Source organism: Neomoorella stamsii (assembly GCF_002995805.1).
In the GTDB taxonomy this organism is placed as follows: domain Bacteria; phylum Bacillota; class DSM-521; order Neomoorellales; family Neomoorellaceae; genus Neomoorella; species Neomoorella stamsii.
Genome location: NZ_PVXL01000080.1, coordinates 30,644 through 51,235, shown reverse-complemented (window position 1 = coordinate 51,235; position 20,592 = coordinate 30,644). Strand labels below are relative to the sequence as shown.

General features: G+C 54.1%; 18 protein-coding genes and 1 pseudogene. 18 read left to right on the top strand and 1 reads right to left on the bottom strand.

The genetic code is table 11. The features are described 5' to 3' along the window. Positions 1–33 precede the first annotated feature (33 nt). From MOST_RS16740 to MOST_RS16725, 4 genes are all read left to right on the top strand, one after another. Entirely contained in the window at positions 34–1,083 is a 1,050-nt protein-coding gene (locus tag MOST_RS16740) for a 3-isopropylmalate dehydrogenase (protein ID WP_054937920.1), read from the top strand. A 142-nt stretch (positions 1,084–1,225) separates the two neighbouring features. After that, positions 1,226–1,468 carry a thiamine pyrophosphate-dependent enzyme gene (locus MOST_RS18650; RefSeq protein ID WP_083476798.1) on the top strand — a complete coding sequence of 81 codons (243 nt, stop codon included), beginning with the start codon at positions 1,226–1,228 and terminating at the stop codon, positions 1,466–1,468. A 98-nt stretch (positions 1,469–1,566) separates the two neighbouring features. Further along, complete coding sequence (locus MOST_RS16730; RefSeq protein WP_054937921.1) at positions 1,567–3,315, top strand: FAD-dependent oxidoreductase; 1,749 nt, start codon at positions 1,567–1,569, stop codon at positions 3,313–3,315. Positions 3,316–3,332: 17 nt separating this feature from the next. After that, entirely contained in the window at positions 3,333–3,545 is a 213-nt protein-coding gene (locus tag MOST_RS16725) for an ATP-binding protein (RefSeq protein WP_083476799.1), read from the top strand. Positions 3,546–3,659: 114 nt separating this feature from the next. On the opposite strand, the pseudogene MOST_RS18645 reads toward MOST_RS16725, so the two are convergent. Continuing rightward, positions 3,660–4,402 (bottom strand): annotated as a pseudogene (locus MOST_RS18645) (IS1634 family transposase); the annotation flags it as partial. Positions 4,403–4,635: 233 nt separating this feature from the next. Between MOST_RS18645 and istA the strand changes: the two are divergent. From istA to tsf, 14 genes are all read left to right on the top strand, one after another. Further along, the gene (istA, locus tag MOST_RS16715) at positions 4,636–6,117 is read left to right on the top strand and encodes an IS21 family transposase (RefSeq protein WP_208974868.1); all 1,482 of its coding nucleotides are present in this window, start codon (positions 4,636–4,638) and stop codon (positions 6,115–6,117) included. After that, a complete protein-coding gene (istB, locus tag MOST_RS16710; RefSeq protein ID WP_054937923.1) occupies positions 6,114–6,860 on the top strand; it encodes an IS21-like element helper ATPase IstB in 747 nt (248 codons plus the stop codon). The genes istA and istB overlap by 4 nt, the downstream gene beginning before the upstream one ends. 257 nt (positions 6,861–7,117) lie before the next feature. After that, positions 7,118–8,662 (top strand): YifB family Mg chelatase-like AAA ATPase, encoded by a 1,545-nt coding sequence (locus tag MOST_RS16705; protein ID WP_054937924.1) that lies wholly within the window; start codon positions 7,118–7,120, stop codon positions 8,660–8,662. A 145-nt stretch (positions 8,663–8,807) separates the two neighbouring features. Continuing rightward, on the top strand, positions 8,808–9,332 hold the full coding sequence (locus tag MOST_RS16700; protein ID WP_054937925.1) for a ferredoxin domain-containing protein: 525 nt from the start codon (positions 8,808–8,810) through the stop codon (positions 9,330–9,332). 149 nt (positions 9,333–9,481) lie between these two features. After that, positions 9,482–10,585, top strand: a complete 1,104-nt coding sequence (locus tag MOST_RS16695; RefSeq protein ID WP_054937926.1) for an iron-containing alcohol dehydrogenase family protein — start codon at positions 9,482–9,484, stop codon at positions 10,583–10,585. Positions 10,586–10,785: 200 nt separating this feature from the next. Further along, positions 10,786–11,871, top strand: coding sequence for a DNA-processing protein DprA (gene dprA / locus MOST_RS16690; protein WP_054937927.1), 1,086 nt, complete (start codon positions 10,786–10,788; stop codon positions 11,869–11,871). 11 nt (positions 11,872–11,882) lie between these two features. Beyond that, complete coding sequence (gene topA / locus MOST_RS16685) at positions 11,883–13,973, top strand: type I DNA topoisomerase (RefSeq protein WP_054937928.1); 2,091 nt, start codon at positions 11,883–11,885, stop codon at positions 13,971–13,973. Positions 13,974–13,994: 21 nt separating this feature from the next. Next, positions 13,995–15,308 carry a methylenetetrahydrofolate--tRNA-(uracil(54)-C(5))-methyltransferase (FADH(2)-oxidizing) TrmFO gene (gene trmFO, locus MOST_RS16680; RefSeq protein ID WP_054937929.1) on the top strand — a complete coding sequence of 438 codons (1,314 nt, stop codon included), beginning with the start codon at positions 13,995–13,997 and terminating at the stop codon, positions 15,306–15,308. A 53-nt stretch (positions 15,309–15,361) separates the two neighbouring features. After that, entirely contained in the window at positions 15,362–16,291 is a 930-nt protein-coding gene (gene xerC / locus MOST_RS16675; RefSeq protein ID WP_054937930.1) for a tyrosine recombinase XerC, read from the top strand. 5 nt (positions 16,292–16,296) lie between these two features. After that, the gene (gene hslV / locus MOST_RS16670; RefSeq protein ID WP_054937931.1) at positions 16,297–16,821 is read left to right on the top strand and encodes an ATP-dependent protease subunit HslV; all 525 of its coding nucleotides are present in this window, start codon (positions 16,297–16,299) and stop codon (positions 16,819–16,821) included. Positions 16,822–16,843: 22 nt separating this feature from the next. After that, the gene (hslU, locus tag MOST_RS16665) at positions 16,844–18,226 is read left to right on the top strand and encodes an ATP-dependent protease ATPase subunit HslU (RefSeq protein WP_054937932.1); all 1,383 of its coding nucleotides are present in this window, start codon (positions 16,844–16,846) and stop codon (positions 18,224–18,226) included. Positions 18,227–18,243: 17 nt separating this feature from the next. Continuing rightward, positions 18,244–19,026 carry a GTP-sensing pleiotropic transcriptional regulator CodY gene (codY, locus tag MOST_RS16660; RefSeq protein ID WP_054937933.1) on the top strand — a complete coding sequence of 261 codons (783 nt, stop codon included), beginning with the start codon at positions 18,244–18,246 and terminating at the stop codon, positions 19,024–19,026. A 169-nt stretch (positions 19,027–19,195) separates the two neighbouring features. Further along, positions 19,196–19,894, top strand: coding sequence for a 30S ribosomal protein S2 (gene rpsB, locus MOST_RS16655; RefSeq protein WP_054937961.1), 699 nt, complete (start codon positions 19,196–19,198; stop codon positions 19,892–19,894). An 84-nt stretch (positions 19,895–19,978) separates the two neighbouring features. After that, positions 19,979–20,587: a translation elongation factor Ts gene (tsf, locus tag MOST_RS16650; protein WP_054937934.1), complete on the top strand. Its 609-nt coding sequence runs from the start codon at positions 19,979–19,981 to the stop codon at positions 20,585–20,587. Positions 20,588–20,592: the final 5 nt, after the last annotated feature.

Here is a 20,592-nt window from a genome sequence, read left to right as displayed (position 1 = left end):
AAATCTTTAAAATTTGTAGGAGGAATTTGGTGGATGCGGAATTACAAGATTGCCTTGATTCCTGGTGACGGCACTGGGCCGGAGGTAGTGCGTGAAGGCGTTAAGGTTTTAAAGGCGGCTGGTATGAAATATGGTTTTGCGATGGAATTTACCACCTTTGACTACGGAGGGCAAAGGTACTTGCGGACAGGTGAGACTTTGCCGGAAGGTGCCATCGGGGAACTCAAATCTTTTCATGCTATTTACCTGGGAGCTATTGGTCATCCTAATGTAAAACCTGGTATTCTCGAGCGGGGCATCCTCCTGCGAATCCGCTTTGAATTGGAACAGTATATTAACCTGCGTCCTGTTAAGCTCTACTCGGGCGTTGAAACGCCCCTTAAAGATAAAGGGCCGGAAGATATTGACTTTGTAGTTATACGTGAAAACACCGAGGGTTTCTATACGGGAGCGGGCGGCGTATTACGCAAGGGTACACCATATGAAGTAAGTATACAGGAATCTATTAACACTCGCTATGGAGTCGAGCGGTGCGTCCGATTTGCCTATGAATATTGCCGCCAAAATGGACGCAAGAAACTCACCCTTTGTGGCAAAACCAATGTATTAACCTATGCTTATGATCTTTGGGAACGCACCTTTTATGAGGTTGGCGCAGAATACCCGGATATCGCTAAGGATTATGCGCATATAGATGCCATTTGTATGTGGATGGTGAAAAACCCCGAGCAATTTGAGGTAATAGTAACCGACAACATGTTTGGAGATATAATTACTGATTTGGGCGCCATGATTCAAGGTGGCATGGGTATAGCTGCCGGTGGCAACATCAATCCCCAGGGGGTTTCCATGTTCGAACCTATAGGGGGGTCAGCTCCTAAGTATACTGGTAAGGGCGTTATTAATCCTTTGGCGGCTATAAACGAAGCTCAGATGATGCTCTCATTTTTGGGGGAAAAAGAGGCTATCGACCGTGTGGAGAAAGCAGTTATGGAGACCTGCCGCAGGCTTAAGAGAATGGATGCGGGCAAGATGGGCTTTAGCACTTCAGAGGTTGGTGAGTTGGTGGTTAGTTACCTCTAAAGGTAACTGCAGGATGGTGAAAGTTGGCTTAATACTAGCCTGCAGCGATCAAGATGTCTTGTAGGACTAAAATAATTCACCGGGGGAGGTAAAACATGTCTGTTAAGGAACTGAGGGAAAAGATCAGGGGAATTACTGATTTATATCAGCAACACCCCGGTTAAGAGCTCTTCGCAATTTCGGGTGGATTAGAAATGTTGCTAACGGATTCGATTACAATCTTGATACAAGTCTTAATGATCCTTTCGTTGACCTGGTGAAGGCCGCTCAAGCCTTCGGCATTGAGGCCTTTTATGTGAATAAGCCTTCGGAACTTGCTTCGGTACTGGAATATGCCTTAGGAATAGATGGACCGGCATTAGTTAACGTTCATATAGCTCGGTAGAAAAATGTTTTTAATTTGTAAGTAGGTTAAGTTATGCAATCAAAATAGAGTTGGCAGGAACTCATAATCATAATACTGTAAAAGGGGGTCATACCTGAGTGGACAAGACGCGAACGAAAAAACCGAAGCCAGAAGTGGTAGACGCGGATATACTGGTAGTTGGTGGTGGCTTAGCAGGGTGTATGAGTGCTATCAAGGCCGCAGCCGGGGGTGAGAACAAAGTTGTGTTGGTTGATAAAGGGCATGTGGGCAGGAGTGGTTCTACTGTTTTCGCCGCTGGTGTGATTAATATTTGTATGCCCGAAGATGATCGTGACCTTTGGCTGAAGGAGATCGTTACCAGGGGAGAGTTCTTGAATGACCAGGAGTGGGTTAAGATACTTCTCGAGGAGACCTTTCCTCTGGTCACTGAAATGGACCGTTGGGGACAGGAATTGACAGGAAGGTGTCTCTTGCGCCGAGATGCCTCCGGAAATCTTAAAAGGCTGCGGGGTCGTGGGCACGTACATACTAAGATCTGTATGATTGACGCTTTGCCTATGATGACTACTATGGCTAAAAAAGTTAAGATGGCAGGGGTTGAGGTATGGGAACGCGTCATGATCACAGACTTACTAGTTGGTGATGGGCGTATTGCCGGCGCAGTAGGTATAGATTTTAGAAATAATAAAATTGTTCTTTTTCGTTGCAAGGCGATAATCTTGGCTGCATCAGGTTGTGGTTTCAAATCGTTTTTTATTGGACACAAGAACTTAACCGGGGAAGTACAGAAGGCCGCCTATGATAAAGGAGTAGTCTTGCGAAATTTAGACATGGCCAACTCCAATGCCACAGCCAAGATGGTGGATGTGCATGGCCTGAACTTGATGATTGGCTACGGAGGGCGTTTTATCAACGCTCGCGGTGAAGAGTTTTTGTCCAGGTATGACCCCCATCTGGGTAATAATGCCCTGATGCCTACGCTTGTCCTGTCTTTCTGTCTGGAAAATGAAGCTGGACGGGGGCCGATTTTTCTAGATTTAACTGCCATTTCCCCCCAGGACCAAAAATTAATCCGAGAGTTGATACCGGAAGGTATTAAGGCCATGGAGAGTTGCGGCATTAACCCCTTTTCCCAGCCGATTGAATATATACCCGCCTTTTTTGGTTCCATAGTACAAGGTGGCGGTGTTCATATTGACATTACCTGCTCTTCAAACATACCGGGAATCTTTGCCGTAGGAGATAACTCTTGTAGTCCTATACAAGGCACTGCTTCAGTAGGAGGCCTCAATCTAGCTTTTTGTTTAGTGTCTGGAGACCGAGCAGCCCGTTACGCACAAGAATATTCTAAGAATATACCGCCGGTAGAATTCGGCTCAGAAATATTAGCTCAGTTAGCGGAAATAGAAACAAGAATAAAGAAACCGCTACGTAGGGCTACGGGAATTACTCCTGATGCAGTCATTAAAAAAATACAGGAGATTATGTTGCGCGGCGACGTGGCCTACTTAGTTGATGAAACGACTTTGTCGCAGGCGCTTAAAGAATTAAATAGTGTCAAGGGGTTGAGGGATGAAATAAAGGCGCTAGATGGCCATGAATTGGTCAAGGTCATGGAGGTCGAGTCCATGCTATCTGTAGCGGAAATGATTCTTAGGAGTAAGCTCTACCGGAAAGAGAGTCGTGGTTTTCTTTACCGTCGCGATTTTCCAAATACCGACAATATTAATTGGTTGAAATGGGTGATGGTGCAAAAGGTTTCTGACGAGATGCGACTCTCTGCGTACGAGTTCCCTAAACCTTACCTTAATCCTCCAGCTCGGATTTATCCTCGTTTTCCAGTGCAAAGCAGCATTCCGTCTTAGCGAAAGGAGCATGAGCTATGGCTGTTACAAGAATTGATTATGAAAAATGTAATCGGTGCGGCAAGTGCTGGGATATCTGTCCTATGGATGTGTTCCAGCGCTTTGACCGCGAGATCTATATTGCCTATAGGGATGACTGTATGAGCTGTTTTTTATGTGCAATCGAATGTCCTGAGGGATGTATCGAAGTTGACGGTAAAAGGGCCAGGGAACTACCCTTCCCGTACTAAATCCCTTGTTGTCTGTAGTAATGTGTTTGAAAAGATTTTCCTGATTTTATCAGTTGAAATCCTGGAACCCGCATAAAACCTAGAAAAATAGAAAATAAGGTGCGCATTTTGCTACTACTGCAAGCCTTGCCAGCGGGCAGCAAACTCCTCTACACGGGTTACATTTCCCGGCGGTGCAATTCGCATCAGGCGCAAGAACTTTTTGCTCAATTCTGTACCCTGGTTTTGATGAAGAAGGCTTCTCCTTCGATCTCTACCTCGGCAAAGTAGAGGGAGTTTAACGCTTCCTGGATCTCTGCCGGCGAGGCATTTTCTCCGGCTTGCCGGAGCTTGAATTCCAGGGTGCGTTTAAGTAGAAAGGCAAGGAAGCAAATCACAAAGTGTCCCTTAATCCGCCTTTCGGTCCAGTGAAAAACTGGCCGGACTTCCAGGGTGCTTTTCATGACGCGGAAAGATTCTTTAATCCGCCACAGGTTGTGGTAAGCATCCAGGATGTCTTTGGCACTCATTTCTTTCTCGCTGGTCTGGATGCCGTAAATAACCGTCAAATTGTTTGTCCCGGGCAATGGTTTTTTCGTCCAGCACCCATGTTCCGGCACAATCTACTTCTTTGAGGTATCTTTTACCACCGCGTTTGTTACTAGCCTGGATTTTGGCCTTGCTTTCTAAAAGGGTTTGGGATTATGCAATTAACCTTTCCCGGTCGGCAGTCTTTTTCCGCCCGCCGGCTGAGTTTTTCGGGTAACTTGTATTTTTCCCCTCGGCGGTGAATTCGTTTATGTCATGCTCTTGATGCGGGCAGCAAAGATGTAGCTGTAGCCCCGTTCCACTATCCGCTGGTCGGCGACGATAATTAGGAATTATTAAGATCTCTAAATGGGGTGTGAGCGGTAAAATAAAACTGATCCAAAAAGGCTCGCTTTGACAATATAAAACTGATCCATCTTCACCCCCTAAACATAAGTAATGACATTACAAAACTGATCCACTGCGGGCAATTTTGATATTGTAAAAGTGATCCACTCCTGAACTTACCCCCTGTATACTAAGAAACAAACAAAATTCTTAGTAACAGGGAGGGAGAAAGGGAGTGATTGATATTAACCTCTACGAAGAAATTAGACGCCTCTATGCAGTGGAAAAGCTTTCCCAAAGGGCAATAGCCAGGAAGCTCGGTATTTCCCGCAACACCGTCAAACGTTACTGTAAAGGCGAAAACGTGCCCTGGGAAACGAAACCCCGACAGTATGAACGGCCGGTGACCGGGCCGGTAGAAGCACTTGTCAGGGAGTGGCTCACTAAAGATAAGGACGCCCCGCCTAAACAGCGCCATACTGCCGAAAGGGTTTACCAGCGCCTGGTGGAAGAACACGGTTTTAGGGGTTCCTATTCCACCGTACGCCAGCTAGTGCGGGAACTGCGGCCAGAAGTCAACAAGGCTTACATACCGCTGGAGTTTGCCCCCGGCGAGGCGGCCCAGGTAGACTGGGGTGAAGCAACTGTGATCGTCGCTGGGCGGAAAGTTAAGGTGCAGCTATTCTGTTACCGCCTCTGCCATAGTTGCGCCCCTTATGTAGCCGCTTTTCCCAGCCAGCGCAGCGACTGCTTCCTGGCCGGTCATGTCCAGTCTTTTAACTTCTTCGGCGGCGTCCCCAGGCGGTTGATCTACGATAACGTAAAGACCGCCGTTAAGGATGGCTGGGGCCGCTACATCAAGGCGGAACAGCCGGCCTTTATGGCCCTGAAAAGCCATTACGCCTTTCGCGCCGACTTTTGCAATCCCGGTGGCGGCAATGAAAAGGGGCTGGTGGAGGGCCTGGTAGGCTATATACGCCGCAATGTCCTGATCCCGGTGCCGCGGGTTAACAGCTTCGTAGAACTGCAAGGGGAGCTGGATAAAAGGTGCCGCCAGTACCAGGACAAACACCTGCGCTACCACCCGGCCCCGGTGAAGGAAGCCCTGGCCCGGGAGAAGCAATATCTGACGCCCCTGCCCGCACGGGAATTCGATTACGCCCTGACCAGGATGGCCGAAGTGGATAGTTTGAGCCTCATCAAGTTTGAAAAGAACCGCTACTCGGTGCCGGTAAACCTGGTGGGCAAAACAGTAACCGTTAAGGGTTATCCCTTTCAGGTCAAAGTCTATTATCACTCCCAGGAGGTGGCCGTTCACCCCCGGACCTATCTTGCTGACCAGACCAGCCTGGTACTGGAACACTACCTACCGGTGCTGGTACAGAAGCCGCGTTCCCTAGCCAATGCCGCACCTTTACGCCGGGCTTCCTTGCCCCCGGGTCTTTATGAGCTCAAAGAGCGCCTCTTAGGCCGGGGTGAAGACCGGGAACTGGCGCGTATCCTGGGCTTGGTTATGGAGTATGGGATTGAGGAAGTGGAGAAGGCCATAAGACTTGCCCTCAAAAGCGGCCAGGATAGTTTCCAGGCAGTCCGCTATTACCTGCGCCAGGAAGAAGGGGCTGGCAGTGCTCAGATACCACTGGATGCCGCCTTCCCCATGGTGGCAGCAGTTAACTTGGAAGCATACGACAGCCTCCTGGGGGGTGGGGTTCATTGAACCAGGCAGCAGCTATTCCTTTATATGCCAAAGAACTCAAGCTTCCCACCTTTGCTGATTACCCGGTTGTAATCCGCCAGGCTACGGACCAGGGCTGGGGCTACGAAGAATTCCTGGCCGCCATGCTGGCCCGGGAAGCAGCCAGCCGCAAGAAAAGGCAGATAGCCAGGCGCGTTAAACTCGCCCGCTTCCCTTTCCAGAAAACCTTGGAGGAATTCAAATTTGAGGCCCTGCCCCACGTACAAGAAGCCCTGGTGTGGGAACTGGCTGCCGGCGAATTTATTAAACGCCGGGAAAACATTGTCATGATCGGTAACCCTGGCACCGGGAAAACCCATTTAAGTATCGCCCTGGGCCTTAAAGCCTGTGTCCACGGCTACTCGGTCCGCTTCTTTACTGCCGCCGGCCTGGTGACAAAGATGGCTGAAGCCCAGGACGAAAAAAGGCTTGGCCGCATGCTCAAAGAACTCTCCCGGGTTAACCTGTTAATCGTGGATGAGCTCTCTTATATCGCCCTTCCCCGTCAGAGTGCTGAATTCCTCTTTCAGGTTATTTCCGAAAGGAGTGAACGCGGCAGTGTAATTATTAACACCAACCTGGACTTCTCCAAATGGGAGGAAATTTTCGGGGACCGCATGTTGGCGGCAGCCCTGGTAGACCGGGTTACCTTTAAGTCCCACATCTTGAACATGAACGCTGAATCCTATCGCCTGAAGCAGCGCCAAAAAGCCAGGGGCGGCTAAAACGGCTGTTCGTCGGTCGCACTGCCTAACCCTTCTCTGGGGAAGGGTTAGGCAGCATCCCTTCATCCTCAACGTTTTCACATAGGGTGGATCACTTTTACTTTAGCATAAGTGGATCAGATTTACTTTGCCATAGTGGATCACTTTTGTATTGACAAACGCAATTGGGGTCTTTTCTTTTTTCATTATCTTAGCAGGAACTCTGTTTCTTTCGGCGAATAGCAAAAGTTGGGTAGAAAATCACCGGGGGGTTAACCATGCTAGCCATTGTCAATTCCGTCGTCCTGGTAGGCCTGGAGGGGCAGAGCGTACGGGTAGAGGTCGATATTAGCAGCGGGCTTCCCCTGTGTGATATAGTGGGTCTCCCGGACCCCTCCGTGAAAGAGGCCCGGGAACGGGTACGGGCGGCAATTAAAAACTCCGGCTTTGACTTCCCTTTACGCCGGATAATCGTTAACTTGGCCCCTGGTGATATTAAAAAAGAGGGTCCCATCTATGATCTGCCTATTGCCCTGGGTATCCTGATGGCTGCGGAAGAACTTGGTAGCGGGCCGGAGGAGGTCATCTATGCTGTGGGCGAGCTTTCCCTGGAGGGTAGCCTGCGGCCCATACCTGGGGTTTTGCCCATGGCCCTGGCCCTGCAGGAGTTCCAGCCCGGAGCAACTTTTATTGTCCCGGCGGCCAATGCCAATGAAGCAGCCCTGGCCTCCAGGTTAAAGGTGCTGGCGGCAGAAAGCCTGGCCCAGGTGGTGGCTTACTGGCGCGGTGATGAGAAGCTGCCGGAAGTTAAACCGGCAACAGGGGATAGCCCACCCCCGGTTTTTAACGGGGTGGACCTGGCTGATATCAAGGGCCAGGCGGCTGCCAAGAGGGGACTGGAAATAGCAGCTGCTGGCGGCCATAATATCCTGCTCATTGGCAGTCCCGGGGCGGGGAAAACCATGCTGGCCCGGAGCCTGCCATCAATCTTGCCACCCCTGACCTATGAAGAAGCCCTTACCGTAACCAAGATTTACAGCGCCGCCGGGTTGCTGGCTCCCGGCCAGGGACTGGTAACGGAACGCCCCTTCCGGACACCCCACCATACGGCCTCGACGGCCAGTATTATCGGGGGCGGCCGCATCCCCAAACCCGGGGAGGTAAGCCTAGCCACCCACGGTGTTCTTTTCCTGGATGAGATGGCCGAATACCGCCGTGACGTCCTGGAGGCCCTGCGCCAGCCTTTGGAAGACCGGGTGGTAACCGTATCCCGGTTAGCGGCAGCCATTACCTATCCCGCCGATTTCCTTTTAATCGGCAGCATGAATCCCTGTCCCTGCGGCTATTATGGCGATGCGGTCAAGGAATGCCTGTGCACCCCCCACCAGGTGGCCCAGTACCGGAAAAGGTTATCCGGGCCTTTGCTGGACAGGATAGACCTGCACTTGGAAGTTCCCCGGCTGACCTACCATGAAGTCGAAACCGGGACCACGCCGGAAAATTCGGCCACCGTGAGGGAGCGGGTCAGGGACGCCCGCCAGAGGCAGCTGGAGAGGTTTAAGGGGACAGGGATTACCTGCAATGCAGCCATGTCTTCCCGCCAGGTGCACCAGTTCTGCCGCCTGGCCCCTCAGGCGCGCACCCTTTTACGCGATGCCTTCAACAAACTGGGCCTCTCCATGCGGGCCCATGACCGCTTGCTCAAGGTAGCCCGGACCATTGCCGACCTGGAAGGGTCGGAGTTAATAACTGCCGCCCACCTGGCCGAGGCCATCCAGTACCGCAGCCTGGACTGGGGGGAGGAGAAACTGGCAATGCAGTAGTAAAGCGGTAGGCCGTTATTAAGCAGTAGCCGGAACAGGGTGAGTTATTTATAAAGTTATTTAAGGCAGGGCATGTTATCTGGTGTGAAGCTGTGAAGCCGGAATTTACCTGCCCGCCCGAACATAAAAAAGGAGGCGAACCACCATGCCTGAATTTCAAGCCATGGGTTTGATTGCCGAGCTAATGGCCATTGCCGCCCGGACGGCACCCAAGGCCGGCGGGAAAGACTTTATTGAACTAAAAATCCTCCAGGGGGAAACCCTGGAAGAGCTGGCCACGGCTATGGCCCGCTATGGCCAGGAGAGCGGGAAGAAAAACTTTGACCGCGATGGAGAGAATGTCCGCCGTTCCGATGCCGTTCTCCTGGTAGGGTTGAAAAACGCTGCTAAAACCGGCCTGGACTGCGGCGCCTGCGGTGTTCCCCGCTGTGCCGACCTGGAACAGTTGCACAATGGCCCCGAGTTTGCCGGGCCAATCTGCGCTTGGCGGTTAATGGACCTGGGGATAGCCCTGGGTTCGGCCGCCAAGATGGCGGGGATGCTCAATGCCGATAACCGCATCATGTACCGTATTGGTGTCGTGGCCCGGAAAATGGGTCTCATGGATGCCGACGTTATTGCCGGTATCCCCATCGCCGCTACCGGTAAAAATATTTATTTTGATCGCTAGGTTGTTTTAAAGACGCATTATGCAGGGCTCGAACTATAATCACCAGTTTTCATCCACGACGCCCAGGGCTTTCTTCCCTGGGCGCCCATTCATTAAAAGGGTTAAACCCGAGAAAATTTGGGGTGAAGGGATTTGTGGAGGCGATTAAAATGACCTTCCGTTTTTACCTGCCTACCCAGGTTTTTTTTGGCGAAGGGGTTTTAAACGAATATGGCGATTTCCTCGGCCGGCTGGGCCGGCGGGCCCTGGTAGTTACCGGGCGCCAAAGTGCCGTTACCAGCGGTGCCCTGGCTGATTTTGAAGTCCTGGCTAAAAGGCTGGGCTTAAGCTTGGTTGTTTTCAACGAGGTACCGGTCAACCCAACCCTGGAGACAGTAGCTAAAGCTGTTGACCTGGCCCGCCAGGAAAGGGTTGACCTGGTCATTGGCATTGGTGGCGGGTCCCCCTTGGACACGGCCAAGGCCGTAGCCCTGCTGGTACCCAACAGGGCAGTGGCAGCCCGGCTTTACGAGGCCGACCTGCCGGAGCCGCCCCTACCCCTGGTAGCTGTACCAACTACCGCCGGTACCGGTAGCGAGGTTACCCAGCATGCGGTCTTTACGTTACCGGCTAAGGAAATAAAAAAGGGTTTCAGCGACGACCGCTGCTTTCCCCTGGCGGCCTGGGTGGACCCCCGCTATACCTATTCCTTACCCCTTGCTGTTACCATAGATACCGCCCTGGATACCCTGACCCATGCCATCGAGGGTTACCTGTCCAGGCGTTCCACCCCTTTAAGCGATACCCTGGCCGTGGAAGCTGTGCGCCTCTTTGCCGGGCAAAAGGAGGCCCTGCTGGCTGGAAGCATACTTCCGGCGACCAGGCGGGATCTCATGTATGCCTCCACCCTGGGGGGTATGGTCATTGCCCAGACCCGGACGACCATCCTCCATACCCTGGGTTATCCTTTAACCTACAGTCATGACATACCCCACGGCCGCGCCAATGGCTATTTGCTGGCGGCCTACCTGGAATTTATCCAACCGGCAGAACCGGTTAAGGTTAACAATCTCCTGGAGGCCCTGGGAATGGCTTCCCTGGAGGATGTCCAGGGCCTGATCCGGCAACTATTACCGCCGCTGGGAAAATTTCCGGAAAGGGAACTGGAACGGATGGCAGACCTGGCAGCAACAAACACCAGCAGCCTGGCCTGGACGGCCCGCCAGGCGACCCCAGAGGATTTACTAAACATGTTACGCCGGAGCCTGGGCTAGTATGAAGAACCTGCCTCCGGGCCAGAATACCTTCAGAGCTGTATTAGTCCCTCCAGGGGACTTTTTTACTCTAAACTTGACGAACCGGCAAAGAATAGATATGCTTTTAGGAAACCCGGTAACTTTTGTCCCTTACTGGCAGGAAATTTCGCCCAGACCGCGAAAGGTTACTTTTACAACAATACAGCAGGGGAGAAACCATGGAAGAAAAACCATTCTGGGTAGCCCTCCAGCAGGCGCCGGGTCTGGGAGCTCGCCGGGTCCTCCAGCTGGTTAAATTTTTCGGGAGTCCCCGGGCCGTCTGGCAGGCACCGGAAAGAGAGCTTCTGGCTGTGGAAGGTCTGGGTAAGACAGCAACCTCCTTGATTAACTGGCGCCGCCAGGTAACACCGGAAAAGATTATGGCTAAACTAGAGAAAACCGGTATCGGAGTGCTGGTCCTGGAGGAAGATACCTACCCCCTGGAGCTCAAACGTATTTATGACCCGCCACCCGTCCTCTACTGGCGGGGCAGCCAGCTGCCGGGGGAAGGCCTGAAAATAGCCATTGTCGGTACCCGCCGGGCGACGGCCTATGGTCTTAAGGTGGCCACTGAGCTCGCTGCTGGTCTTGCCGCCGCCGGCGCCGGGGTTGTCAGCGGCCTGGCCAGGGGCATAGATGCTGCCGCCCACCGGGGAGCCATCCGGGGGAACGGTCTCACCTGGGGCATCCTGGGCTGTGGGGTAGACGTTATTTATCCTCCGGAACACCGGGAGCTTTACCACCAGGTAATGGACCACGGGGCCATCCTTTCCGAGTTTCCCCCGGGCACGCCGCCGGATGCCGGCCATTTCCCGGCCCGCAACCGGATTATCAGCGGCCTGGCGAGCGGTACAGTGGTCGTCGAGGCCGCAGCCAAAAGCGGAGCCCTGATTACAGCCGACCTGGCCCTGGAGCAGAATCGCGACGTCTTTGCCGTCCCGGGGCCAGTCACCAGCCGCTACAGCGAGGGCCCCAATGAATTAATTAAACAGGGGGCCAGGGTAGTGACCGGGGTGGCCGATATTCTGGCCGAATATGAAGCTCAATCCCTGTGGTCCCTGTCCCGGGAAGAAAGCCAGGTGGAGGTGGCCCTGACAGCCGCCGAGGAGAAGGTACTGGCCGTCCTCAGTGTCATGCCTACCCACCTGGATACCATTATGACCACAACCGGCCTGCCGCCGGGGGAACTGAATACCGCCCTGCTCCAGCTGGAGATAAGAAAATTAATCCGGCGGTTACCGGGAGGTTTTTACCTGCGCTGTTAGGGGGGAAAATTTTGGCCCATACACTAGTTATCGTGGAATCGCCGGCCAAGGCCAAGACCATTGGTAAATTCCTGGGGCGGAACTATACCATTAAACCGTCCATGGGGCATATCCGCGATTTACCCAAGAGCCAGTTTGGCGTCGACGTCGAGCATGGTTTCGAGCCTCATTATATTACCATCCGGGGTAAAGGGAACATTGTCAAGGAACTGCGGGTCGCCGCCCAGAAGTCCCAGCGCGTTTTACTGGCTACGGACCCGGACCGGGAAGGGGAGGCCATTGCCTGGCACCTGCAACATCTCCTTGAGCTGCCTTCCGGGCCGATCCGGATCGAGTTTAACGAGATTACCCGCAACGCCGTCCAGGAGGCTATAAAAAGGCCCCGGGAGATTGATCAAAACCGGGTTGATGCCCAGCAGGCTCGGCGGGTGCTGGACCGTGTCGTGGGGTACCGTTTGAGCCCCCTCCTGTGGCGTAAGGTACGTAAAGGTTTAAGTGCTGGCCGGGTGCAGTCGGTAGCCGTGCGCTTGATTGTCGACCGGGAACGGGAAATCGAAGCCTTCCAGCCGGAAGAATACTGGAGCCTGACGGCCTGGCTGCTGGCTGGCGGTGATGGGGAGGCTTTCCCGGCCAAACTCTTTAAATATCTTGGTGAGGACCCAGCTATTAAAAATGAAGGCGAAATGCAAGCCATCCTGGCAGCCCTGGAGGGGATTACCTATGTCGTAACTGAGGTCAAGCAGCGGGAACGGCGCAAAAACCCGGCGGCCCCCTTCACCACCAGCACCCTGCAGCAGGAGGCTTATCGCAAACTAAATTTTACGGCCAGGCGGACCATGCAGGTGGCCCAGCAGCTCTATGAAGGTATTGACCTGGGCGGCAGTGAAGGTCCTGTCGGCCTGATAACCTACATCCGTACCGATTCCACCCGTATTGCCAGCGTGGCCCAACTCGAAGCCCGGGACTTTCTCATGGAACGCTTTGGCCCCGATTATGTCCCGGAAGGCTTAAGGCAGTTTAAAGGCCGTAAGGACATCCAGGATGCCCACGAAGCCATCCGGCCCACTTCCGTCTGGCGGGAACCGGAGGCCTTGAAAAATGTCCTTACCCGGGACCAGTTCCGCCTCTATAATCTAATCTGGGAGCGCTTTGTGGCCAGCCAGATGCAGGCTGCCATAATGGATACCATAACGGTGGATATTAGCGCCGGGCCCTGCCTTTTCCGGGCTACCGGTTCGGTAGTCAAGTTTCCGGGTTACTTGCGGGTTTACCAGGAAGGCAGCGACGGTGAAGGTAAGGAGCAGGAACAAAGGCTGCCCGCCCTGGCAACCGGCCAGACCCTGGAACTCCAATCCCTGGAACCCAAACAGCACTTTACCCAACCACCGCCGCGTTATACCGAGGCCACCCTGGTAAAAACGATGGAAGAGCTGGGAATCGGCCGGCCCAGTACCTATGCCCCGACCATTGAGACCATCCTGGAGCGCGGTTATGTGGTCAGGGAGCAAAAACAGTTTATCCCCACGGAACTGGGCCGGGTGGTGGTGGACCTCCTGAAGGAGCATTTTCCTGATATTATTGACGTGGAATTCACGGCCCAGATGGAGCAGCAGCTGGACGAGATTGAAGCCGGGAAATTATCCTGGCGCCAGGTAGTAGCCGAATTTTACGAGCCCTTCACCCGGGTGCTGGAACGGGCCGAAAGGGAGATCGGCACTGTCGAGCTGCCGGAAGAAGTTAGTGAAGAAAAATGTGATCTCTGCGGCCGTAACTTGGTTGTCAAGACGGGCCGCTTTGGCAAATTTCTGGCCTGTCCCGGCTTCCCGGAGTGCCGTTTTACCAAACCCTTGCTGGAGACCATTGGCGTTAATTGTCCTCAGTGCGGGGGAGAAATTGTGGCCCGGCGGACGAAGAAAGGCCGTAAATTTTACGGCTGCCAGAACTATCCGGAGTGCAATTATGTTTCCTGGGATAAACCTACCAACCAGAACTGCCCCCGTTGCGGGACCCGCCTGGTGGAAAAGGCTTCCCGCCAGGGGGTACGCCTGCTTTGCCCCAGCAAGGAATGCGGCTATGAAGAAAAGAACCAGCAGGCTAAATAGTTTGTTTACGGAGGCGATAAGTTGCCGGAAAAGCTGATCATCATTGGCGGTGGCCTGGCCGGTAGCGAGGCCGCCTGGCAGGCGGCCCGGCGGGGAGTTAAAGTTGAGCTGTGGGAGATGCGGCCGGGCAAGATGACGCCGGCCCACCGTACCGGTTACCTGGCCGAGCTGGTCTGCTCCAATTCTTTAAGAGCCGATACCCTGGAGAATGCGGCCGGCCTGTTAAAGGCGGAGATGCGCCGGGCCCGTTCCCTCATTATGGCCGTAGCTGAGGAATGCCGCGTGCCGGCCGGCAAGGCCCTAGCGGTAGACCGGGAGGAGTTTGCTGCCCGGGTGACTGCGGCCCTGGAGGCTGAAGACAGGATCACTATTATCCGGGAAGAAGCCCGGGCCATACCTGTGCAGGGGCCGGTGATCATTGCCACCGGGCCGTTAACTTCGCCGGCCCTGGCCGAAAGCCTGAAAGGTTTTACCGGCGCCGAGTATTTATACTTTTACGACGCGGCGGCGCCCATTGTTACGGCCGAATCTTTAAATTACAAACGTATTTTTAAGGCTTCCCGCTACGGGCGGGGGGAGGAAGACTACCTCAACTGCCCTTTGAATGAAGAGGAGTACCGGCGCTTTTACGAGGCCTTAATTACGGCTGAACGCCACCCCCGGCATGAATTTGAGCCCGAGGTAGTTTTTGAAGGGTGCATGCCGGTGGAAGTCATGGGCAGGCGGGGACCGGATACCCTGCGCTTTGGCCCCATGCGCCCGGTGGGGCTCATAGACCCGGCTACCGGGAAGGAGCCCTATGCCGTGGTGCAGTTGCGCCGGGATAACCTGGCCGGTACCTTGTATAACCTGGTGGGTTTCCAGACGAGCCTCAAGTGGGGAGAACAGGAACGGGTCTTTCGCCTCATCCCCGGCCTGGAAGAGGCGGAGTTTGTCCGTTTTGGCGTCATGCACCGCAACACATATATTAATTCGCCCACGGTGCTTAAACCTACCCTGCAGTTAAAGGAACACCCGCAGGTTTTCCTGGCCGGCCAGCTAACCGGCGTGGAAGGTTACATTGAGTCCGCCGCCAGCGGCCTGGTGGCGGGGATCAACGCAGCGCGTTTAATCAAGGGCCAGGAACCCCTGACCCTGCCGCCGGCTACAGCCCACGGTGCCCTCCTCCAGTATATTACCGATCCCACCCACGACCCCCTGCAGCCCATGCATATTAATTTTGGCCTGCTGCCGCCCCTGGAGCGCCGGGTCAAGGGCCGGGAAGTGCGCAACCGGGCTTTAGCGGAGCGGGCTTTACAAATTTGGTCCAGCCTCGGTGAATTTTCCGGCAATTGACTTGCACTTTACAAGTGAATATGTTAGCATATATAGGGTTCGGGGGTGAGGGTATGATCGGAACTGCCTTTCAAGAAGGGCTGGAAGGGTTTATCTTATACCTGGAAGGCGAAAAGCAAGCCTCTCCCTGTACCGTTACCGCCTACCGGGCCGATATCGAGCAATTTGCTACCTTCGTGTACGAGCGCCAGGGCCCGGGGGCCGGGCCAGCAGACGTTGATACCTGGCTGGTGCGCCGTTTTTTAGGCTGGCTCAACCAGCTGGGCCGGGAAAAGAGCAGCATGAATCGTAAGCTGGCTGCTTTGCGGTCCTTTTACCGCTTCTTGCTCCGGGAGGGAAAGGTGGAAAGCAGCCCGGCGGCCCTGCTGGCAGGACCGCGCCGGGAAAAGCGTTTACCCCGTTTTTTAAGCTATGCCGAGGTAGAAAAATTGCTGGCCATACCGCCTACTACCCCGTTAGGGTTACGGGATCGGTCCATGCTGGAAACCCTGTATACCTCTGGCATAAGGGTGAGCGAGCTGGTCGGCCTGGAGCTGGAAAATCTTGACCTGGAGGCCGGTTACGCCCGGGTCCTGGGCAAGGGCCGGCGGGAAAGGGTTGTCCCCCTGGGTAGCCAGGCCGTTAAAGCCCTGCGGGATTACCTGGCCCGGGGCCGGCCGGAGCTGGCCGCCCGCCGCAACCCGCCGGAAGCAAAAGCCCTGTACCTCAACCACCGCGGGGGGTGGCTGACAGTCCGGGGCGTGCGGGAGCGGTTGAACCACTATGTGGAGAAGGCGGCTTTAAGCAGTGGTATCTCTCCCCACACCCTGCGCCACTGTTTTGCCACCCATATGCTGGAGCGGGGGGCAGACCTCAGGGTAGTCCAGGAACTCCTGGGCCATGTTAACCTTTCCACCACCCAGATCTATACCCATCTCAGCCAGGCCAGGTTACGAGAAGTATACCAGCAGGCCCACCCCAGGGCTAGAAGAAGTGAGGGGTAGAACCCGTGCAAGGCACAACGGTGATAGCCGTCCGCCATAAAGGCAAGGTGGCAGTGGCCGGCGACGGCCAGGTGACCTTCGGCCATACCATTATGAAGCATAAGGCCCGTAAAGTACGCCGTTTATACCAGAATAAAGTCCTGGCCGGCTTTGCCGGCAGTGTGGCCGACGCCTTTACCCTCTTTGAAAAGTTTGAGGCCAAGCTGGAGGAATACCACGGCAACCTCCAGCGGGCCGCCGTAGAGCTGGGAAAAGAATGGCGCACGGACAGGTTTTTACGGCGCCTGGAAGCCCTGCTGGTGGTAGCCGACCGGGAGCATCTCCTGGTAATCTCCGGTAACGGCGAAATAGTTGAACCCGATGATGGGATTGTAGCCATTGGCTCCGGTGGTCCCTATGCCCTGGCGGCTGCCCGGGCCTTAATAAAGTATACCGGCCTGGAGGCCGGCGCCATCGCCCGGGAAGCCATGGAGATTGCCGCTTCTATCTGCATCTATACCAACAATAATATTGTGGTAGAAGAACTCTAAAGCCCAAGGGGAGGGGAAAAGCTTGAACCTTACACCCCGGCAGATAGTAGCCGAGTTAGACCGCTATATCGTCGGCCAGGAAGAAGCGAAAAAATGCGTGGCCATCGCCCTGAGGAACCGCTACCGCCGGCAGAAACTGGGTCCCGACTTACGCGATGAGGTCCTGCCCAAAAATATCATTATGATTGGCCCTACCGGTGTCGGCAAAACCGAGATTGCCCGGCGCCTGGCGCGCCTGGTAGGGGCGCCTTTCTTAAAGGTAGAAGCCACCCGCTTCACCGAAGTGGGTTATGTCGGCCGTGATGTGGAATCCATGATCCGGGAATTGGTAGAAAATGCCGTGAGAATGGTTAAAATAGAAAAGCGGGCTGAAGTGGAAGCAAAAGCAGCCAAACTGGCGGAAAAGCGCTTGCTGGACCTGATTGCCCCCCGGGCCGGGAAGGAAAGGGGCAGCCGCTCCCCGTGGGAGGTTCTCTTTGGTGGGGGACCGGCCGGCGAGGAAGGGATGGCGGCCGAAGACGAGAATACAGCCGAACAGCGGGCCATCCTCAGGGAAAAATTAAAGCGCCAGGAATTGGAAGACATGATGGTGGAGGTGGAAGTAGAGGATAGTGCCGTCCCAGGGATTGTTATGGGCGGCCTGGGGCTGGAAGAGCTGGGGATGAACCTCCAGGATATGCTGGGCAATATGCTTCCCCGGCGCAAGCGCAAGCGCCTGGTAACGGTGGCGGAAGCCCGGCGGATTCTCACCCAGCAAGAGGCCGATAAACTGATTGATATGGATGAAGTGGCAGCCATAGCCGTCCAGCGGGTGGAACAGGATGGTATTATCTTCCTGGATGAGATCGATAAGATAGCCGGGCGGGAAAAAGGGGCTGGCCCTGACGTTTCCCGGGAAGGAGTCCAGCGCGATATTTTGCCCATTGTGGAAGGCACCACGGTTCAGACCAAATACGGCCCGGTGAAAACCGACCATATTCTCTTTATTGCCGCCGGGGCCTTCCATGTGGCCAAACCCTCAGATCTCATCCCCGAGCTCCAGGGTCGGTTTCCTATTAGGGTAGAACTGAAAAGCTTAAACCGGGACGATTTTCAACGTATTTTAACCGAACCCAAGAATTCCCTCTTGCGCCAGTATACAGCTTTGATGGCAGTAGAAGGTATAGAATTACAATTTTCAGCCGATGCTATTGCGGAAATTGCCGATATTGCTTATACTGTAAATAATCAGGGCGAAGATATCGGCGCACGCCGGCTACACACTATCCTGGAAAAGGTTTTGCAAGATCTCCTTTTCCGGGCGCCAGAAGTGGAGGAACGCAAGGTTGTTATCGATGCAACTTATGTCCGGCAACAGCTGGGCGACATTATGCAACATGCCGATTTACAAAGTTATATACTCTAAGGAAAGGAAGATGGTATATGGAAACTTTATTAGAAAGATCAAGGAAAATCAACCGCCTGCTGCAGCGGGCGGCCGGTAATCCGGTGGACTTTCAAGAAATGGCCAATGTGATGCGCGATGTCCTGGGAGCCAACACCTATATTGTTGGCCGCCATGCCCGCGTCCTGGGGTATGCCTTTGTTGAAGGTTTCACCTGTGACATTATGGAAGATATTGTCTTCCAATCGGAACGTTTCCCGGAACAGTACAATGAACAGCTCCTGCGTATTGACGAAACCCAGGCCAACTTTTGCCAGGTAGGCAATGCCTGCGTTTTTGACCTGGATAAAAAATGTGTCTTTAACAACAAACTGACCACAGTCGTGCCCATTGTTGGCGGCGGCCAGCGCCTGGGTACCCTGGTTCTCTCCAAGTTTAACGTTCGCTTTGATGACGAAGACCTGGTCCTGGCCGAATATGGCGCCACCGTAGTAGGTATGGAGATCCTGCGTTCCAAAGCCGACAAAATTGAAGAAGAAGCCCGCAAACGCGCAGCCGTCCATGTTGCCCTTGCGACCCTGTCTTACTCCGAACTGGAGGCCGTGGAGCATATCTTCGCCGAGCTGGACGGCGACGAAGGTATCCTGGTAGCCAGTAAGATCGCCGACCGGGCGGGTATAACCCGTTCCGTTATCGTCAACGCCCTGCGAAAATTCGAAAGCGCCGGCGTCATCGAGTCCAAGTCCCTGGGGATGAAGGGGACCTATATCCGCATCCTCAACGATCACCTGCTGGAGGAGTTAGAAAAGCTTCGCCGTTAACTTGAGAGTATGACTTGCCGGGCTCCAGGGGTTTATGCTATACTAACCTCTGGTGCTTAATTCCACACGCGCCGGAGGGCAGGAGAAGTGCCGGGTAAAAGGTCCTCCTGACCTGATGAAGGTAGCGGCGGGTTAAAACTACAGGAGGTGCAGTTCAGTGATTATTTCCATGAAGCAGTTGCTGGAGGCCGGTGTTCATTTCGGCCACCAGACCCGGCGCTGGAATCCTAAAATGGCCCCGTATATTTTTACGGAGCGCAACGGGATTTATATCATTGACCTCCAGCGTACCGTCAAAAAGATTGAAGAAGCCTATAATTTCGTCCGGGACCTGGCCCGCGATGGGGGCAAAATCCTTTTTGTGGGCACCAAAAAGCAGGCCCAGGAAGCCGTCAGGGAAGAAGCCGAGCGCTGTGGTATGTTTTATGTCAACGTGCGCTGGCTGGGAGGGACCCTGACCAACTTCCAGACCATCCGCCGGCGGATCGAGCGCTTGAAAGAGCTGGAACGGATGGAGAAAGAAGGCACTTTTGAAGTACTGCCCAAAAAAGAAGTAGCCCGTCTACGTGGCGAGAAGGAAAAACTGGAGCGTTACCTGGGCGGCATTAAGGAAATGAAGAATCTGCCCGATGCCCTCTTCATCATCGACCCCCGCAAAGAGCGGATTGCCGTGGCGGAAGGGCGGCGCCTGGGTATTCCCATTGTGGCCATTGTCGATACCAACTGCGATCCCGATGAGGTGGATTATGTTATTCCTGGTAATGACGATGCCATCCGGGCCGTCCGTTTGCTAACCAGTAAAATGGCTGATGCCGTTATTGAAGGCCTGCAGGGCCAGGATCAACCGGAAGAAGTCGTGGGGGAATAATATTAACCTGAGCGCAGGTTTTTACCTGCGCTTACATAGTGTAGTAGTACTAAACAGAGAAGTAACCTGCGGAGGAGTGAAGTTATGATTTCGGCTGCTGACGTCAAAGAGCTGCGGAACCGGACCGGAGCAGGAATGATGGATTGCAAAAAGGCCCTGGAAGAGTCTGGCGGCGACATGGAGCAAGCCATTGAATATTTACGCAAGAAAGGCCTGGCCACCGCGGCCAAACGGGCCGGTAAAATAGCCAGCGAAGGCCTGGTCCATGCCTACATCCATGGTGGTGGCCGGATAGGCGTTTTAATTGAAGTCAACTGCGAGACCGACTTTGTGGCCAAGACGGAAGCCTTTCAGGACCTGGTTCACAACCTGGCCATGCAGGTAGCTGCTTCCCGGCCCGAGTATGTAGCCCGGGAAGATGTACCAGAAGAAGTCCTGGCTAAAGAAAAGGAAATCTTAACGGCCCAGGCTTTAAATGAAGGCAAGCCGGAAAAAGTAATTGACAAGATTGTTGCCGGTCGCCTGGAAAAATTCTTCCAGGATAATTGCCTCCTGGAGCAACCTTTTATTAAAGATATGGACCGGACCGTCCAGGATCTTATTAACGAGGCCGTAGCCAAGCTGGGTGAAAAGATTGTTGTCCGGCGTTTTGTCCGTTATGAAGTGGGCGAAGGTATCAAGGCGGAGGAATAAATGGC

What these genes read in the sequence shown, in the direction of transcription:
- dprA (WP_054937927.1), top strand. Translation starts at nt 10,786, where the DNA reads ATGGAAGAAAAACCATTCTGGGTAGCCCTCCAGCAGGCGCCGGGTCTG.
- MOST_RS16700 (WP_054937925.1), top strand. Translation starts at nt 8,808, where the DNA reads ATGCCTGAATTTCAAGCCATGGGTTTGATTGCCGAGCTAATGGCCATT.
- xerC (WP_054937930.1), top strand. Translation starts at nt 15,362, where the DNA reads ATGATCGGAACTGCCTTTCAAGAAGGGCTGGAAGGGTTTATCTTATAC.
- tsf (WP_054937934.1), top strand. Translation starts at nt 19,979, where the DNA reads ATGATTTCGGCTGCTGACGTCAAAGAGCTGCGGAACCGGACCGGAGCA.
- MOST_RS16695 (WP_054937926.1), top strand. Translation starts at nt 9,482, where the DNA reads ATGACCTTCCGTTTTTACCTGCCTACCCAGGTTTTTTTTGGCGAAGGG.
- MOST_RS16725 (WP_083476799.1), top strand. Translation starts at nt 3,333, where the DNA reads ATGGCTGTTACAAGAATTGATTATGAAAAATGTAATCGGTGCGGCAAG.
- MOST_RS16705 (WP_054937924.1), top strand. Translation starts at nt 7,118, where the DNA reads ATGCTAGCCATTGTCAATTCCGTCGTCCTGGTAGGCCTGGAGGGGCAG.
- rpsB (WP_054937961.1), top strand. Translation starts at nt 19,196, where the DNA reads ATGAAGCAGTTGCTGGAGGCCGGTGTTCATTTCGGCCACCAGACCCGG.
- codY (WP_054937933.1), top strand. Translation starts at nt 18,244, where the DNA reads ATGGAAACTTTATTAGAAAGATCAAGGAAAATCAACCGCCTGCTGCAG.
- MOST_RS16740 (WP_054937920.1), top strand. Translation starts at nt 34, where the DNA reads ATGCGGAATTACAAGATTGCCTTGATTCCTGGTGACGGCACTGGGCCG.